Source organism: Micromonospora sp. MGP-C2 (genome assembly GCF_057766525.1).
This window is the reverse complement of sequence record NZ_JBYMEN010000002.1, coordinates 4,416,342-4,432,897: the sequence shown is the minus strand read 5'-3', so window position 1 is coordinate 4,432,897 and position 16,556 is coordinate 4,416,342. Positions and strand designations below refer to the sequence as shown.

Annotated in this window: 19 protein-coding genes; 3 read left to right on the top strand and 16 right to left on the bottom strand. The window is 70.7% G+C overall.

The features are described from left to right. Positions 1 to 11: 11 nt before the first annotated feature. The gene (locus tag AC3CF1_RS20325; protein ID WP_088950923.1) at positions 12 to 395 is read right to left on the bottom strand and encodes a phage holin family protein; all 384 of its coding nucleotides are present in this window, start codon (positions 393 to 395) and stop codon (positions 12 to 14) included. 123 nt (positions 396 to 518) lie between these two features. On the opposite strand from AC3CF1_RS20325, the gene AC3CF1_RS20320 reads away from it, so the two are divergent. Then, positions 519 to 731 carry a hypothetical protein gene (locus AC3CF1_RS20320; protein WP_088950922.1) on the top strand — a complete coding sequence of 71 codons (213 nt, stop codon included), beginning with the start codon at positions 519 to 521 and terminating at the stop codon, positions 729 to 731. Positions 732 to 877: 146 nt separating this feature from the next. Next, positions 878 to 2,440, top strand: coding sequence for an LPXTG cell wall anchor domain-containing protein (locus tag AC3CF1_RS20315; RefSeq protein WP_488451043.1), 1,563 nt, complete (start codon positions 878 to 880; stop codon positions 2,438 to 2,440). Positions 2,441 to 2,515: 75 nt separating this feature from the next. Here the strand turns inward: AC3CF1_RS20315 and AC3CF1_RS20310 are convergent, their stop codons facing one another. Beyond that, positions 2,516 to 3,577: an LCP family protein gene (locus tag AC3CF1_RS20310; RefSeq protein WP_355160270.1), complete on the bottom strand. Its 1,062-nt coding sequence runs from the start codon at positions 3,575 to 3,577 to the stop codon at positions 2,516 to 2,518. A gap of 2 nt (positions 3,578 to 3,579) precedes the next feature. Beyond that, positions 3,580 to 4,059 (bottom strand): SigE family RNA polymerase sigma factor, encoded by a 480-nt coding sequence (locus AC3CF1_RS20305; protein WP_210791944.1) that lies wholly within the window; start codon positions 4,057 to 4,059, stop codon positions 3,580 to 3,582. A 205-nt stretch (positions 4,060 to 4,264) separates the two neighbouring features. Here AC3CF1_RS20305 and AC3CF1_RS20300 point away from each other — a divergent pair, with 205 nt between their 5' ends. Further along, positions 4,265 to 5,086: a DedA family protein gene (locus tag AC3CF1_RS20300; RefSeq protein WP_354982133.1), complete on the top strand. Its 822-nt coding sequence runs from the start codon at positions 4,265 to 4,267 to the stop codon at positions 5,084 to 5,086. A gap of 173 nt (positions 5,087 to 5,259) precedes the next feature. Here AC3CF1_RS20300 and AC3CF1_RS20295 read toward each other — a convergent pair whose 3' ends face one another. From AC3CF1_RS20295 to clpB, 13 genes are all read right to left on the bottom strand, one after another. Then, entirely contained in the window at positions 5,260 to 5,637 is a 378-nt protein-coding gene (locus AC3CF1_RS20295; RefSeq protein WP_030332125.1) for an ArsR/SmtB family transcription factor, read from the bottom strand. A 57-nt stretch (positions 5,638 to 5,694) separates the two neighbouring features. Beyond that, positions 5,695 to 6,234 carry an orotate phosphoribosyltransferase gene (gene pyrE, locus AC3CF1_RS20290; protein WP_088950918.1) on the bottom strand — a complete coding sequence of 180 codons (540 nt, stop codon included), beginning with the start codon at positions 6,232 to 6,234 and terminating at the stop codon, positions 5,695 to 5,697. Positions 6,235 to 6,403: 169 nt separating this feature from the next. Then, positions 6,404 to 7,213 carry an SDR family NAD(P)-dependent oxidoreductase gene (locus tag AC3CF1_RS20285; RefSeq protein WP_488451042.1) on the bottom strand — a complete coding sequence of 270 codons (810 nt, stop codon included), beginning with the start codon at positions 7,211 to 7,213 and terminating at the stop codon, positions 6,404 to 6,406. A 10-nt stretch (positions 7,214 to 7,223) separates the two neighbouring features. Beyond that, complete coding sequence (locus AC3CF1_RS20280) at positions 7,224 to 7,880, bottom strand: hypothetical protein (RefSeq protein WP_488451041.1); 657 nt, start codon at positions 7,878 to 7,880, stop codon at positions 7,224 to 7,226. 72 nt (positions 7,881 to 7,952) lie between these two features. Next, complete coding sequence (locus AC3CF1_RS20275) at positions 7,953 to 8,771, bottom strand: hypothetical protein (protein WP_488451040.1); 819 nt, start codon at positions 8,769 to 8,771, stop codon at positions 7,953 to 7,955. 92 nt (positions 8,772 to 8,863) lie between these two features. Beyond that, entirely contained in the window at positions 8,864 to 9,469 is a 606-nt protein-coding gene (locus tag AC3CF1_RS20270; protein ID WP_433653257.1) for a DUF4178 domain-containing protein, read from the bottom strand. Positions 9,470 to 9,611: 142 nt separating this feature from the next. After that, positions 9,612 to 9,983, bottom strand: a complete 372-nt coding sequence (locus tag AC3CF1_RS20265) for a hypothetical protein (protein WP_488451039.1) — start codon at positions 9,981 to 9,983, stop codon at positions 9,612 to 9,614. Between the two features lie 121 nt (positions 9,984 to 10,104). Beyond that, entirely contained in the window at positions 10,105 to 11,697 is a 1,593-nt protein-coding gene (locus AC3CF1_RS20260; protein ID WP_141912099.1) for a polyamine aminopropyltransferase, read from the bottom strand. 52 nt (positions 11,698 to 11,749) lie between these two features. Further along, positions 11,750 to 12,172 carry a DUF350 domain-containing protein gene (locus tag AC3CF1_RS20255; protein ID WP_088950911.1) on the bottom strand — a complete coding sequence of 141 codons (423 nt, stop codon included), beginning with the start codon at positions 12,170 to 12,172 and terminating at the stop codon, positions 11,750 to 11,752. 34 nt (positions 12,173 to 12,206) lie between these two features. Then, on the bottom strand, positions 12,207 to 12,632 hold the full coding sequence (locus AC3CF1_RS20250; RefSeq protein WP_088950910.1) for a DUF4247 domain-containing protein: 426 nt from the start codon (positions 12,630 to 12,632) through the stop codon (positions 12,207 to 12,209). Continuing rightward, positions 12,629 to 13,141 (bottom strand): DUF2617 family protein, encoded by a 513-nt coding sequence (locus AC3CF1_RS20245; RefSeq protein WP_488451038.1) that lies wholly within the window; start codon positions 13,139 to 13,141, stop codon positions 12,629 to 12,631. Before AC3CF1_RS20245 ends, AC3CF1_RS20250 begins: the two co-directional genes overlap by 4 nt. Before the next feature lies 1 nt (position 13,142). After that, positions 13,143 to 13,769: a DUF4178 domain-containing protein gene (locus tag AC3CF1_RS20240; RefSeq protein ID WP_088952118.1), complete on the bottom strand. Its 627-nt coding sequence runs from the start codon at positions 13,767 to 13,769 to the stop codon at positions 13,143 to 13,145. 178 nt (positions 13,770 to 13,947) lie between these two features. Then, positions 13,948 to 16,539: an ATP-dependent chaperone ClpB gene (gene clpB / locus AC3CF1_RS20235; RefSeq protein WP_141912094.1), complete on the bottom strand. Its 2,592-nt coding sequence runs from the start codon at positions 16,537 to 16,539 to the stop codon at positions 13,948 to 13,950. Positions 16,540 to 16,556: the final 17 nt, after the last annotated feature.

Sequence of the window (16,556 nt, the reverse complement as noted above, 5' to 3'; positions counted from 1 at the left end):
GTGTCAGCTGTTCACCGGCGGTCCAGGTTGTCCGGCACGATGACGCTGATCAGCCAGGTGACCACTGTCATCACGATGGCTCCCCAGAACGCGGCCCAGAAACCGTCCACCTGGAACGGCAGGTCGAGCCCGCGGGCGATCCGGTCGGTGAGCAGGAACAGCAGGGCGTTGACCACGAGCGCGAACAGGCCCAGGGTCAGCAGGTAGAACACGCAGCCGACGACCTTGATCAACGGCTTCAGCACGGCGTTGATCACGCCGAAGATCAGCGCCACCACGATCAGGGTGAGCGCGGTGTTGCCACCCGAGCGACCGTGCACGTCGACACCGGGCACGATCAGGGTGGTTATCCACAGAGCGACCGCGGTGATCGCCAGTCGAATGAGGAAGCCCACGGCACCATCCTGGCATCGGGTCGCGTCGTCGAGGGCTGATTCCGCCTACTCCGCTTCCGGGCGCGGCGCCGACGCAACCCGTACGGTGGGTGGGAACCGTGCCCCGAGACCCCGGGAGGGACGATGGGTCAGCCCGACGAGGACTTCATTCCCGGCGACCACCTCGCCCCTGACGAGCGCGACCCCGAGGCCGATTCGGCCGACGCGGTCGAGCAGGCCACGGTGGTCGGCCCCGCCGACGCCGACGGCGAGCCCCAGCGCGGCCTCGAGGTCGACGACTGGGACGCGATGGAGCAGGCCCGGGTGGTCACCGGTGACGAGGACGACTACCGCTGACCCCGTCGCAGGGTCGGCTGTCCGTTGCGACAGACCTGCTCAGCCGTTCGGCTCGTTAGACAGTCATCGATCCGCTAGGTCTGTCGGAGGAGCCGGGGTCTGCCTAGGTTGGACGGGCGCCACCTGTATCCCACGGGAGGACCCCCATGCTCAAGCATTGGCTCCGCTGCCTGGTAGGACTCGGCGCCGCAGGCGCGTTGGTCGCCGCCTCCGCCACCCCGGCCGTCGCCGCTGCCGAAATCGAGCCCTACTTCCAGGACACCACACTGGCCGTCGGCTCGACGAAAACCAACCGCCTGCTCCTGTACGCCGACGAGCCGACGACCCTCAACGACGTCTCCGTGCGGTACGACTACCGCTCCCTCGCCAGCAAGATCACCGTCGCCCCCGCCGATGGGCAGGAGTGCGCGGCACCGGAGCCCGGCGTTCTCGTCTGCGAGGAGCGCTACGGCGTCTCCCTCAGCGAGCTCCCGCCTCGTGGCAGCGGAATCCACCGCGGCGTGACCCAGCGGGTGAACATGGCCGCCACCCAGGACGCGCAGGTCGGCGACTCCGGCGACGTCGTGGTCAGCTTTCAGGCGGCCGGCGGGCAGCGGGGCAGCTACACCTCGCAGGTCCGCATCGGCGAGGGGGTGGACCTGGCCGGCGGGCCGTTCACCGAGCACACCTCCAAGCCGGGCGGAAAGGTCAGCGTGCCGCTGGCCGTGTCCAACGCCGGCAAGAAGACCATCACGGGATTCGTCGCGGTCTTCGACCTCGGCTACTCGATCCGAACCAGGGATCGGTTCAGCAACTGCCTCTACTCGGGCGACCACCTGGAGTCCTGCCGGTTTGACGAGGAGATCCCGGTGGGCGAGGGACTCGCCACCACACTGAATTTCGAACTCGCCAAGGACACCTACGCACCGACCAACCAGTCCGGCTACGCGCAGTTCCTGACGACTGCCGACTTCGAGGACCTGACCCGGGTGCGGGAGGCCGCCGGCGCTCGGGCCGCCACCCGCGGGATCGGCCCGAAGCTGACCCTGGCCGAGGCACCCAGCCGGATGCGGCAGGCCGACCAGACCGACGTCGGCCCGGGCTACGACTACACCGGATGGACCATCAAGGTCACTGGCAGGAACGGCACCGATCTCGCGGCGATCGGCGACACGCTCAGGGGCGGGGCCGGTGCCGTCGTCACGGCAACCGTCGGCTTCCGGAACAACGGCCCCGCGACGCTCGACAAGACGAACGCGGACTGGGAGGCCGCCACCCACACGGTCGTCGAGCTGCCACCGGGCACCACCGCCGTCGAGGTCCCCGGAAACTGCCAGTTGCGGCCAGGCACCCGCACGTACCAGTGCGAGTCGGAGATGCTCCTGATAGCCGGTGAGACCTACACCATCGACTTCCGGCTGCGCATCGACAAGGTCATCCGCAATGCCCGGGGCTCGGTGTGGGTCAACGCGCCGTGCGAGTGCCCCGGCGGCGGCAACTTCGAGGACGACATCAAACCGGCCAACGACCGCGCCACCATCGTGGTCAACCCGGCCCCGGGCGGCGGTGGCGGCGGTGGCGACGGTGGAGGCAGCGGTGGTGGCGGTGGTTCGCTGCCCATCACCGGCACCTCCACCGGGCAGATCGCCGGCCTCGGCGGCTTGCTGCTCGTCGCCGGTGCGGGCGCCTACCTGCTCGCCCGGCGCCGAGCCAGCCGCTTCGTCGCCTGACCCACCCCGCGTGACCAGCGCCCCGCCGTCCCGTACCAGGGTGGCGCGGCGCTGTCGCGGTCCGTGGGGGTCACCTCACTTGATGGGGTTGACCTGCTCCGGGTGCTGCGCCACCCACTGTGCCAACCGGTCCTCGCCCAACGCGGCGAGGAACGCCGGGCCCTGCTTCGGATCCAGCGGCAGCCGCGCCGAGGGGTGCACCGGCGGGCCGACCGGAAGGCTGAGCCCCACCGGGTCGACGCTCTTGAGCTCGGGTAGCACCGCCATCAGCCGGGTCAGCGGCAGGCCGTCGTCGTCGACCGTCATCCCCTTACCGGCCGCGGACAGCAGCGCGGCGAGCCGGGCCGGGTTGGTCAGCACGTCCTGCGCGACAGCCCGCCGGATCAGCGCGGCGACGTAGCGCTGGGCGTTACGGTCCCGGTCGAGCGCACCGGAGGGCAGGTCCCGCCGTTGCCGCAGCAGGTCGACCGAGGCAGCTCCGTCGAGCTGCTGACAACCGGCCGGGAAGGTCCGGCGGGTGTGCCAGGACTTCACCTCCTTCGGGAGGCAGACCTTCACCCCGTCGACCGCGTCGGTGATCCGGCGCAGCCCCGCGAAGGTCAGCACCGCGCCGGCGTCGACGCGTACCCCGGTCAGGTCCGCGACCACCCGGCGGGTGAGGTCGTAGCCGGCGTCCAGGTCGGGCCGGGGCTCGGTGGCACCGGTGAAGAACGCGCTGTTGAGCTTGTCGATCCCCCGTCCGGGGACCGACACTTCCAGGTCGCGCGGCAACGAGATGAGGTACGGCCGGCTCCGGTCGGCCGGGACGTGCACCAGCAGGACGGAGTCCGCCAACCGGTACGGCGGTTCCTCCCCGAAGCCGTCCACGCCGACCAGCAGGACGTTCAGCGACCCGTTCGACGAGCCAGCCGATTGTCCGGACTGGAACGAATCCGATGCCGGCCGGTCGGGGCGCAACTGCGGCACGCCGACGCCGAGCGCCGCGAGCAGGGCGAGCGTGACGCCGGTGGCCTGGAACCGCTGCCGGCGACGACGGCGGGTCGCGGCTATCCGGTCGATCGCGGCCCGCAGCGGACCTGTCGACGGGGTCAACGGCTCGTGCCGGGTGAAGGCGGCACGCAGGTCGTCCTCAAGCATGTTCACGCCTCCACGTACTCGGCCCGGAGCGTGGCGAGGGCCCGGGAGATGGACGAACGTACGGTCCCGACGGCGCAGCCGAGGATGTCGGCGATCTCGGCGTCGGGCAGGTCCTCGTAGTAGCGCAGCACCAGGGCGGCCCGCTGCCGACGCGGCAGCCGGGACAGCCAGGACCAGATCTGGTCCCGGTCCACGGCGGACTGGGCGTGGTCGGTGGTCACCGGCACCGTCGCGTCGGGCTCTCCGCGCAGCAGCACCCGGCGGACCCAGGAGCCGCGCCGCCAGTCGACGTACTGGTTGGTGAGCATCCGGCGCACGTATCGCTCGGGTGAGTCCGCCCGGGCGACCCGACGCCAGTTGAGCTGGACCCGGACCATGGTTTCCTGAACCAGATCCTGGGCCTGATGTGGATCGCCGGTCAGCATCACCGCGTACCGCAGCAGCGGGGCCAGCCGCGTGTCCGCGAACTCCTCGTACGTCACCGCACCTCCCGGGTCTCCTGCCCCTGACGACGGCTGCGGACCCGGGAAACATTGCACCGATCAGTCGAGGCGAGGCGCGGGAGGCGCGCCCGGGTCCACGGCGCGACATCGGTCGAGCCGTTCGGACCCTGCACGCGGGTAATGCGCCGACGGGTGGTGAGGTGCCGGTCCGGCGCGGCCCGAGGCCCGGGCTTCGGTACCCTTTGTGGCCGTGGACACAGCTGAGCAGACCCGCGCTCTCGTGGAGAGCGTCGCCCTGAACCCGCTCGACCCCAAGGAGCTGTTGCAGACCTTCGGGCTGATCGGCGTGTGGGTGATCCTCTTCGCCGAGACCGGCCTGCTGGTGGGCTTCTTCTTCCCCGGCGACTCGCTGCTGTTCCTCGCCGGCGTGGCCTCGTCGCCGGTGGCGGACGCGATCTTCGGCGACGGCACGCGGCTCTCGCTGGTCGGCCTGCTGATCGGTGGGCCGATCTGCGCGATCGTCGGCGCCCAGTTGGGGCACTGGCTCGGCGCCCGGTACGGCCGGCCGATGTTCGAGCGGCCGAACTCCCGACTCTTCAAGAAGGAGTACGTCGAGAAGGCCGAGTACTACTTCCAGAAGTTCGGCCCGGCGAAGGCAGTGGTGCTGGCGCGCTTCATCCCGATCGTCCGGACGTTCCTCAACCCGGTCGCGGGGGCACTCGGCATGCCGGCCCGGCAGTTCCTGCTCTGGAACATCGTCGGTGCGGTGCTCTGGGTGGACGGCATCCTGCTGATCGGCTACCTGCTGGCCGAGCAGATCTACCAGGCCATCGGCGACAAGATCGACCACTACATCCTGCCGGTGGTGGCCCTGATCATCGTGATCTCGGTGCTGCCGATCTTCTTCGAGTTCCTCCGCGACCGGCGCGCCCGCAAGCGCGGCGAGGCGGTTGCGGTAATTGCCGCGGCCAGCGCAGCCGGCGCGGTGGAGGCAGCCCGCGAGGCGTTCGACCACGACGGACACCAGCACGGCCGCCATCGCCCGGAGCACGGCCAGGACCGCTGACGTCCCGGTACGACGACGACGGCCGGCCCCCTGGTGCGGGGGTCGGCCGTCGGCATGTCGGACCCGGCCTCCGGCGGTGCGGCCGGGGACGAGCAGGTGTTACTCACCGATGGTGCCACCCCTGGCTCGCCACCGGACGCCGTCCCGGCGCGGGACGGCGTGCAGTGCCTACGTCAGCGGGCCTTCTTGGTGGCCCGCTTACGCGGCGGGGTCAGCAGGTCGGCGATCGTCGCGATCGCACTCGGGACCAGGCTGTAGTACGCCCAGACACCGCGCTTCTCCCGCTGCAGCAAGCCAGCCTCGGTGAGGATGCGCAGGTGATGACTGACCGTCGGCTGAGAGAGGCCGAGCGGCGCCGTCAGGTCACAGACGCACGCCTCGCCCTCGGGGGCCGACTGGATCAGGCTGAGCAGCCGCAACCGAGCAGGATCAGCAAGGGCCTTGAGGACCCCGGCAAGACGCTCGGCATCGGCACGTTCGATCGGCTCGCCGTTAAGCGGCGAGATCTGAGGCATAGTCATTTCGGCCAACGCAGTTCCCACGTATTCCATCCTTCCACCAGCAGCATCGATCCGCCTGCATATCAGCAGATCCGAATCGGCAAACTTTTACGCCACAAGGCCGAGGTCAGCCAACGTATAGGCCGCCCGGTATGGCAATCCGGCGGCTCGCACCGCGTCGCCGGCGCCTCGATCAACAATAACCGCCACGCCTACAACTTCTGCCCCGGCCTCACGAAGTGCCTCGACAGCGGTCAACACACTTCCGCCTGTCGTGGACGTATCCTCCACCGCCAACACCCGACGGCCGGCCACCTCCGGTCCTTCGATCCGCCGTTGCAGACCGTGGGCCTTGCCCGCCTTGCGCACCACAAAGGCGTCCAGGGCCCGACCGGTCGGAGCGGCGGCATGCAGCATCGAGAGCGCGACAGGATCCGCGCCCAGAGTGAGGCCGCCGACGGCGTCGTACTCCCAGTCGGCGGTGAGGTCGAGCAACACCCGGCCGACCAGAGGAGCGGCCTGGTGATGGAGCGTGACGCGCCGCAGATCCACGTACCAGTCTGCCTCGCGCCCCGAGGAGAGCACGACCCGTCCGTGGACCACAGCCAGGTCGGTAATGAATTTACGCAGGTCGTCGTGGTCCCCCATGGCGATAGAGGTTACTGCGCAAGTCTGAACGCCGTGTGTGGGGTCCACCCTGATCAGCCCGGCGGGGGACCGATGGTTGGCGATGTTCGACTACGCTCAGCAACTGGCCCGATAGCGGCGCGCCAGCACCGCCCCAACGACCTACGGGGCTTGGTGGGCCGGTCGAGGCTCAGTGCTCGTCGCGACCGATCCGGCCGCGGGTGTCCCGCGCGACGGCCTGGAGCAGTCGACGGGGGGCGTGCCGCATGCCGGCGACGACCATCTTGTACTTCCATGCCGGGACGCTGACCATCTTGCCTTTGCGCAGGTCACGCAGGGCTTCGTCGACCACATCCTCGGCGCGGAGCCACAGCCACTCGGGCGTCTTGGACATGTTGATGCCGGCTCGTTGGTGGAACTCGGTGCGGGTGTAGCCGGGGCAGAGAGCCATCACCCGGACGCCGAACGGGCGCGCCGAAAGGCCTACGGACTCGCTGAAGTTGGTGACCCACGCCTTGCTGGCCGAGTAGGTCGAGCCGGGCATCGCCGTGCCGAAACCGGCGACCGAAGAGACATTTATCACTGCCCCATTCCGCCGTACGGTCATCGGTCGCAACGCCGCCAGGGTCAGCCGCATGACCGCGTGCACGTTGAGCCGCAACAGCCGCGCCTCGTCCTCTGCCGTGGAGCGCAGGAACGGTTTGTTGAGGCTGATGCCTGCGTTGTTGACGAGCAGGTGCACGGGGCTGCCGTCGGCGATTCGCCGCTCCACGACCGCGCAGCCGTCGTCGGTGGACAGATCCGCCGGGATCGTCTCCACGAGGCGGCCGTAGGTGGAACCCAGCTCGGTGGCCAGCTCGGTCAGCCGGGCCGCGTCACGAGCGACCAGCACCAGATGCCAGCCGTCGGCGGCCAGCCGCCGGGTGAACGCCGCGCCGATGCCTGCGGTGGCCCCGGTGATCAGGGCCCGGCGCTCGGCAGTCGTGGGGTCGAGCGTCACGGGGTGGTCCTCACCTGGGCGGGTACGGGGGTGCGGGCGGCGGCTGGTGCGGGGTGTGCGGAAACGCCGGTGGTGCGGATGGGACGGTCGGCGCGGTCGAGCGGTGGCGACCGAACCAGGCGTTCGCCGCCGGCAGGGCCAGCAGCGTAGCTACTACAAGGTAACCGAGGCCCTGCGCGACGGAAAGCCCGGCGTTGAGCGGAATCCACCACGACGGGTACGCGTCGCCGATCAGCCCCAGCAACTCGGCGACAGCCTGCTCACCGGAGCCGAGTTGCAGCGGTGCGGCTCGTTCACCGATCAGCACGGCCACGCTGCAACAGCCCGCGAGCAGGCCAAGCCCACTGACCACCCAGGTGGCAACCCGCACGCCGTTGCGACCGGCCAGCAGCCCCAGGGCCAGGCCAGCGAGCACCGGCGCGGAGAGGGCGGCCACCACCGCAGACAGCACCGCGGACGCGCGGAGCAGGGTCACCACGTCGTCGATCTGCTCCGGGCTGGCCGAGGTGTCCCGGGCGGCGGTGCGGAACGTGTCGACCGTCCCGCCCAGCACCACCAGGTCGACCACGGCGTACGCGAGCGCGGCGACCGCCATCACCAGCAGCACGCCCGCAACCATCAGGACGACGGCGGGCCGGCGGGCCGGTGCCGATTCCGGGTACGACACGACGAATCCCTCCGGTAGGCGTCGGGTTGCAACCTACTCGGAGGGATCGTCGGCGTCGTGCTTATCTGTCGATCAACTCGTTGACGGCGGGGTTGACCCGGGACGGTCCGCGGGCGGCGTGTCGTCCGGCCGGTTCGTGCCCGGCGGCGGCGGCGGGTAGCTCGGCTCCCCACTCGACTGCGGGTAGCCCGGCTCACCGGACGACTGCGGGTAACCGGGCTGACCCGGGGCCTGCGGGTAACCGGGCTGACCCGGGGCCTGCGGGTAACCGGGCTGACCCGGGGCCTGGTAGCTGGCGCCCGGGGTCGGCGGCTCCCACGCCGCGGTCGGCTTGCGGAAGAACGCGTTCGCCTTCGGCATCGCCAGCAGGATCAGCGCCGCGAGCAGCGAGATCAGGCTGATCACGCCGAGCAGCAGGCTCACCGCGGTGGCCCAGGAGGGCAGGGCCTCCTCCAACCGGCGCTGGACCTCTTCACTGCTCGGCCCGTTGGCGCCGGTCTCTCCACCGGCGGTGAAACCACCGGCCGCGTTGCTGAGCAGGCCACCACCCACGCAGCAGACCATGATGCCGCCGACGATCCAGGTGGTGATCCGGGCACCGTTGCGGCCCTGGTTGTTGAAGAGGGCCAGAACGCCCAGCACGACCGCGAGCAACAGCACCAGAATGGCGCTGCCGAGGCCGATGGCGTAGAAGACGTCACCCACCTGATCGGCGTTCTCGACGTTGCTGCCCGCGTACGCGTCACGAAGGGCGTCGCGCGTCTTACCGATGGTGCTGAGCGTGATGATCAGACTGATCACCTGGCACGCCAGGAACAGGAAGAGCAGATAGCTGGAAATCGACACAATGGATGGCCGCTGACGGGCCGGCGTGCTCTGGGAATCGACCACGATTCTCCTTCCCTAAGATCGCGCCCACACCGTATCGACAACAAGCCAGTTCGGCATGCCGTGTCGACCCCGCGCGTCCCGCCCGGTTCGGCTCAGTGCTCCTCGGACGTGGGACGGATCGTCAGGTCGGCGGGGTCGAGCAGGTCACCTCGGGCGACCCGCCAACCCTCTTCGCCGTACGCCTCGAAGGAGAGCCGCGCGGCGCCACCCGACTGGTAGTCGTGGTAGCGCATCGTCCCGGCCGACGGCAGCCCGGTCTCCGCGGTGGCGGTGTAGCGGGCCTGCCCTGTCTCGGCCCACGTGTACCGCCGGCCGCCGAGGTCGATGGTCGGGGCCCCCGGGGTGACTGTCGCGCCCGGCTCGGCCGTCCAGAGCACCAGCTCCAGTTCCGGGCCGTCCTCCACGGAGAGCCGGTGACGGGTGCCGGAGTCGTCGTCGAGCAGGTGCTGCACCCAGCTCCAGTCCCCCTCGACCAGGCGGACCGTGCCACTCACCACGTACTCCCGGTCCTGGATCCGCACCCGGTCGCCCAGGGTCAGGCGGAGCGGTCCGTCGTCCGGCGTCCCCGCCGCACGGCCGGGTGGCAGCGTGCCGTCGGGCCGGGCCGCGGCTCGCAGCCGGGCCCGCACGATGATCACAACCACGACCGCCACGAGTACGGCAAGGGCCACCACCAGGTACACCGCTGACCCGCTCACCCGACCACCTCCCCAGGTACGTCGGCGCAGACGGTAACAACCGCAGGCACGATCCGGACCCGTACCGTGACGGACAGCTCAGCTACCGACGGCACCCGTGGTGTCGCCCGGTGTGCACCCTCGCACGTTGATGGCGGATGACTCACGCCGCAGCGAGGCGCTGGGTGGCGTAGTTCCCGATGGTTTCGCGGTCCATCACGCAGCCGACGAAGGTGGTGAACTCGCTCGGGTCGTCGCGCAGCGACGTCCAGGCTGCTCGGGCCGCCGCCGGGTCGATCCGCTCCAGCAGCGTCGCCGCGTACGCCCGGCCGGCGGGTGTGCCGTCGGCGAGCACGCGGTCGAGCTGCCGGCGTACCTCCTCGGGGTGGTCGTCGATGGCGGCCTCGACCCGTTGGTACGCCTCGGTCACCGGCAACAGCTTGCCCGCGATTCCCACCCCGCCAAAGGCGAGCGTGTCAGCCGCCACCAACTCGTCGACGGCCGCGCCCAATTCGCGCTCCCAAGCCTTGCGCATCCCAAACATGCCTCCACCCTTTCCCCGTTCGCACCCACTCCACCCCGTTAGTCAAGAGGTTTGCGCCATGAGCGGACTCTCTCCTGACACAGCCACCGTGTTCAGGCGCCAGATGATGGGGTCAGTAGCCGCGCCACTCCGTGCGGGCGTAGTCGAGGACCCTCGGTTGGAGGAGGGTGCTGGGGGGCACGTTCAGGCGAGCGCGGTCGGCGGGAAAGACCGCCGCCGCCCGCAGCACGCCCGGGTCGAGGAAACGCAGCCGGAGCGCGTCGGCCGGCAGTTCCAGCACCGGCGGAACGGTTCCCGCCGTGGCCAGCAGGAACCCCCAGTCGCCGAAGGACGGCACGTCGACGTGGTACGGCACGGTGGCGAAGCCGGCTTCCCGCACCGACGCATCGATCGACCAGTATGAGCGGGGCGCGAAGTATGGCGAGCCGGACTGCACCACCAGCCGTCCCTGCTCGGCGAGCACCGACCTGATCAACGCGTAGAACTCGACGGTGTAGAGCTTGGCGGTGGCCGTCTCGTCCGGGTCGGGCAGGTCGGCGACCACCACGTCGAAGCGCTCGGCGGCGGTACGCAGCCAGCCGAACGCGTCAGTGTTCAGCACCCGTACGCGAGGGTCGTCGAGCGAGCCGCCGTTGAGAGCCCGCAGCTGCGGCACGGTGCTGGCCAGGGCCACCACCGCCGGGTCGAGGTCGACCACTGTCACCCGGCGGACGTCCGGGTACCGCAGGATCTCCCGGACGGCGAGGCCGTCGCCAGCACCGAGAACCAGGACGTCACCGCGCGGGCCGCGCATCGCCGGATGCACCAGCGCCTCGTGGTAGCGGTACTCGTCGACCGAGCTGAACTGGAGATCGCCGTTGAGGAACAACCGCAGGTCGGTGTCGGCGTGGCCAACCTCCCGCACCGACCGGGTCAGCACGATCTCCTGGTAACGGGAGCGTTCGGCGTACACCACGGGGTCCCGGTAGAGCTGCTGCCGGGCGGTCACCTCGAAGTCGGCGGCGGTCACCCAGGCGTACCCCAGGCAGAGCGCGACCACGACAGAGCCGGCGCCGAGGACGAGCCGGGCCCGGCGGCTCAGCTCCCTCCGGAACACCGTGCAGACCAGGGCGAGACCGGCCACCGCGTTCACCGCGCCGACCACCAGGGCACCCTTGAGCTGGCCGAAGACGGGGATCAACAGGAACGGGAAGGCGAGCCCGCCGAGCAGCGCGCCGACGTAGTCGGCGGCGAACAGGTCGGCCACCGCACTGCCGGCGGCCTGCTCGCGGATGCGCTGCAGCATCACCATCAGCAGTGGAATCTCCGCGCCGATCAGCAGGCCCAGCACGAAGGCGGTGCCGACCAGCGCCGGGCCGTACAGGTCGAGCCAGGCGAAGGCGGCGTAGAGGCCGAGCACGGACAGACCACCGAGCAGGGCCAGGGTCAGTTCGATCACCGCGAACGCGGCCGCGGCCCGGGGCTGCAACGGCTTCGCGACCAGCGCGCCGACCCCCATCGCGAAGACCATCACGCCGAGCACGATCGACGCCTGCCCGACGGTGTCGCCGATCAGGTAGCTGCCGAGCGCGACCAGGGCCAGCTCGTAGACCAGCCCGCAGGCGGCGCAGACGAAGACCGCGAGCAGCACCGCCGCGCGGGCCAGCCGCCAGTGCGGTCGGGCCTCGGTGCCGCTGTCGACCACCGGCGGTGCCCCGGTGCTCATGACCGCCCCGGGTACGGCCGGCCGGCACCGCCCGGTCGCGGACCCCCGGCCATCAGAGGATCGCGGCGGCGATGATCGCGCCGGTGGCCAGGTGCACCACGGCCGACACCCACACGGCGGGGTGCGGCTCCGGGTCGACCAGCAGCTCGCCGAGCCGGCCGGGGGTCACCGCGTCGAGCAGCAGGAACGCGGCGGCCATGATGACCAGGCCGACGATCCCGTACGCCGCCGCGCCGACCAGCCCCAGGGCGAAGTCGTCGTCGCTGGCGACGATCGCCGCGACCACGATGGTGCCGACGCCGAGCAGGTTGGACGCGAGCAGCAGCGCCGCGTTGCGGTTGCGCTCGGTCCAGATCAGTTCGTGAAGCTTGCCAGGGGTGGTCAGGTCGACCAACGCGTAGCCGACGCCCATGAGGACGACGCCGACCGCGCCGAAGGCGAGGGTGGCCAGCAGATCGGTGACGAGGTTCTGCACGGAGGGGCTCCAGGTGAAGGGGTCGGGTGTCGGGCTACTTGCCGGTGCCGGGGCCGCCGCCCCGAACGCTGCTGCCGCGTCCCCAGCCCCAGTACGACCCGACGGTCGAGTGGTAGCGGGGGTGAGCGGTGTCCATGTCCTCGAGCAGGATCACCGAGCCGGCGGCGATCGGCAGGATCACCACCGAGTCGTCGTCGTAGCGCAGGTAGACGCCGCTGCTGTCGGCGTACCGGTCGGACGGCTTCCACGCGTCGGTCAGTTCCTTGGCGACAGTGGTCGGTGACTTGGACGAGGTGTACGCGGTTGCTTGCCGGCCGATGTCCCGGCTGGCCGCTCGCGAATACCTGTCCTGCACGTAGGCGCGCGGGGAGAAGGTGCCGTTGACGAGCGCGAAGGCCGCGACCAGCACGCCGACCACGGCCACCGCCGCGCCCACCACGAACCAGCGTCGGTACGTCATCGCAGTGCCACCACCGTCTCGGTCAGGACCAGCTCATTGGTCTGGGGGTACGCGTGCCAGGTACGCCAGCCGACCGACCCGTGCGGCAGGTCGGTGCGTACGGCCAGCGCGGTGACCGCGTCCGGGTCACCGGGAAAGACTCCGACCAGGGCGTACGGGTCGCCGGCCAGGTCGGCGCGGAGCCCGGCGATCCGAATGTGCAACTCGCCGTCGGCGGGGCGCAGCACGCTGGCGGTGAAGCGGTAGCCGCCCGCCTCGTCATGCAGGGCGCCGGGCAGGTGCGGCGGCCGACCAGGCAGGCAGGCGACCGTCTCGGTGAGTCCGGCCGCATCACCGGGTTCGGCCAGTACGACCTGGTGGGACGCGCCGAGCAGGCGCAGCCGCAGCCGGACCTCCCCGGGCAGCGTGAGGTCGTGGACGTGCAACGCGGGCCGCTCCGGCCCACCGAGTGCCAGGCTCAAGTCGGCGGCGCAGGTGTCGACGTACGGGGCGTGGAGGCTCACCAACACGTCAGCTGGCCTCCGGTCCGGCCTGCGGGTACACCATCACGTCGGCGCGGTGCAACTGCTCGCCCCGGGCGACCTCCCAGCCGGCCTGGCCGTACGCCTCGAAGGAAAGCCGTTCGCCGCCCTGGGACCGGTAGTCGTGGTATCGAAGGGTGCCACTGGGGTCGAGGCCGGTGCTGCCGGTGGCCGTGAAGCGGGCCTGACCGGACTCCTCCGAGGCGTAGCGGCGGCCGGCAAAGTCGAGGGTGGATGCACCCGGGGTGATCGTGGCGGCCGGCTCGGCGGTCCAGAGCACCAGCTCCAGGTCCGGGTCCTCCTCCACGGAGAGCCAGCGCTTGTCGCCCTCGACGGTGTCCAGCAGGTGCTCGGCCCAGCCCCAGCCGCCCTCGTTCAGATGCACCGAGCCCCGGACCGCGTACGACACCCGGCGGATCTCGACGATGTCGCCGGGCTTGAGCCTGCGCGGGTCGCCGCGGAGCGCGTCGCTGTCGGTGTCCCGGAACGGGTCGGCGGGTGCCGCCGGCCGGGCGGCCTTACGGCCCTTGCGTACCGCCACCACCGCCACCACGACCCCGGCGACTCCGATCAGACACCCCAGCGTCGTTACCAGGTACGCCACAGGACCATTCATGCCGACCACCTCCCCAAGTGCGTCGGCGGGAACGGTAACAACCCCGCGCACCTGGGGAAACAAATCATTCTCTGGTGATGCGGCAGCTACGCAGCGTCCCGGTGGAGTGTCGGTGAGGGCGGAGAACGTGTCGGGCCGACCCCGCCTGCGGAGGCGGGATCGGCCCGGGTGCGACGGATCAGGCGGCGGTTACGGAGAGGGTGTTGGTTTCGGTGGCGCGGTCCACCTTCACCGTTTCGCCGTCGCGGATCTGGCCGGACAGGAGCGCCTTGGCAAGCTGGTCGCCGATTGCCGTCTGGATCAGGCGACGCAGCGGGCGAGCGCCGTAGATCGGGTCGTAGCCGTGCTCGGCGAGCCAGTCCCGAGCGGCATCGGTGATCTCCAGGCCGAGCCTGCGGTCGGCCAACCGCCGCCGCATCCGGTCCAACTGGATGTCGACGATCGAACGCAGATCGTCACCCAGCAGCGAGGCGAAGACCACGATGTCGTCCAGCCGGTTGAGGAACTCCGGCTTGAAGTGCGACCGCACCACGGCGAGGACGCCCTCCCGGCGCTGCTCCTCGGCCAGGGTCAGGTCGCTGATCACCGACGACCCGAGGTTGGACGTGAGGACCAGGATGGCGTTGCGGAAGTCCACAGTGCGGCCCTGGCCGTCGGTGAGCCGACCGTCGTCGAGCACTTGGAGCAGCACGTCGAAGACGTCCGGGTGGGCCTTCTCCACCTCGTCCAGCAGGATCACCGAGTACGGCCTGCGGCGCACCGCCTCGGTGAGCTGGCCGCCCTCGGTGTAGCCGACGTAGCCGGGCGGGGCGCCCACCAGGCGGGCGACCGAGTGCTTCTCGCCGTACTCGCTCATGTCGATGCGGACCATCGCCCGCTCGTCGTCGAAGAGGAACTCGGCGAGGGCCTTGGCCAGCTCCGTCTTGCCGACACCCGTGGGGCCGAGGAAGAGGAAGCTGCCGGTCGGGCGATCCGGGTCGGCGATTCCGGCCCGTGCACGACGTACCGCGTCGGAGACCGCGCCGACCGCCTCGGCCTGGCCGACCACCCGGCCGCCCAGAGACTCCTCCATCCGCAGCAGCTTGGCCGTCTCGCCTTCGAGCAGGCGGCCGGCGGGGATGCCGGTCCAGGAGGCGACCACCGCGGCGATGTCGTCCGCGCCGACCTCCTCCTTGAGCATGGCGCCGTCGGCCTGGAGCTGGGCCAGCTCCTCCGCGGCCTGCTTCAGCTCGACCTTGAGGGCGGGGATGCGGCCGTAGCGCAGCTCGGCGGCGCGCTCCAACTCGCCGTCGCGCTCGGCCCGCTCGGCCTCACCGCCGAGGCGCTCCAGCTCCTCCTTCGCGGTGGAGAGCTTGGTGATGTGGCTCTTCTCCGTCTGCCAACGCTCGGAGAGCACAGTGAGCTGCTCGCGCTTGTCGGCCAGCTCCTTGCGCAGCCGCTCCAGCCGCTCGGCGGAGGCGGCGTCCGGCTCCTTGGCCAGCGCCATCTCCTCGATCTCCAACCGGCGGACCGCCCGCTCGATCTCGTCCACCTCGACCGGCCGGGAGTCGATCTCCATCCGGAGCCGGGACGCGGACTCGTCGACCAGGTCGATCGCCTTGTCCGGCAGGAACCGGTCGGTGATGTAGCGGTCCGACAGTGTCGCGGCGGCGACCAGCGCGGCGTCGGTGATCCGTACGCCGTGGTGCACCTCGTAGCGCTCCTTGAGCCCCCGCAGGATGCCGATGGTGTCCTCGATCGTCGGCTCGCCGACCAGCACCGGCTGGAAACGGCGCTCCAGAGCCGGGTCCTTCTCGACGTGCTCGCGGTACTCGTCCAGCGTGGTGGCGCCCACCATCCGCAGCTCACCACGGGCCAGCATCGGCTTGAGCATGTTGCCGGCGTCCATCGAGCCCTCGCCCTTGCCGGCACCGACGACGGTGTGCAGCTCGTCGAGGAAGGTGATGACCTGCCCGTTGGAGTTCTTGATCTCCTCCAGGACGGACTTGAGCCGCTCCTCGAACTGCCCCCGGTACTGCGCACCGGCGACCATCGCGCCCAGGTCGAGCGAGATCAGCTTCTTGTCGCGCAGCGACTCGGGCACGTCACCGGTGACGATCCGCTGGGCCAGCCCCTCGACGATCGCGGTCTTGCCGACGCCGGGCTCACCGATCAGCACCGGGTTGTTCTTCGTACGCCGGGAGAGCACCTGGATGACCCGGCGGATCTCGGAGTCACGGCCGATGACCGGGTCGATCTTGCCGTCCCGGGCGCTGGCGGTGAGGTCGACGCCGTACTTGGTCAGGGCCTGATAGGTCTGCTCCGGGTCGGCGGTGGTGACCCGTCGGTCGCCACCCCGCACGGTCGGGAAGGCCGCGACCAGGGCGTCCTCGGTGGCACCGGCCGTCTTCAGCGCACCGGACACCGCGCCGCCCACCCGGGCCAGGCCGGCGAGCAGGTGCTCGGTGGAGGTGTACTCGTCGCCCAACGGTCGGGCGATCTGCTCGGCGGCGCCGATGGCGTTGACGAACTCCCGAGCCAGGGTCGGCTCGGCGATGCTGGAGCCGCGGGCGGCGGGAAGGCCGTCGACCGCGCGCTGGGCGGCCCGGCGCAGCTCGGTCGGGTCGGCCCCGACGGCGCGCAGCAGACCGGTGGCGGTCGAGCCGTCGGTGTCCAGCAGTGCCAGCAGCAGGTGCCAGGGCTCCACTGTGGCGTGACCACGCTGGTTGGCCAGCGCGACGGCGCCCGTGATGGTTTCGCGGCTCTTGGTGGTGAGTTTTTCGGTGTTCATGGGCTCCCCCGGATCGG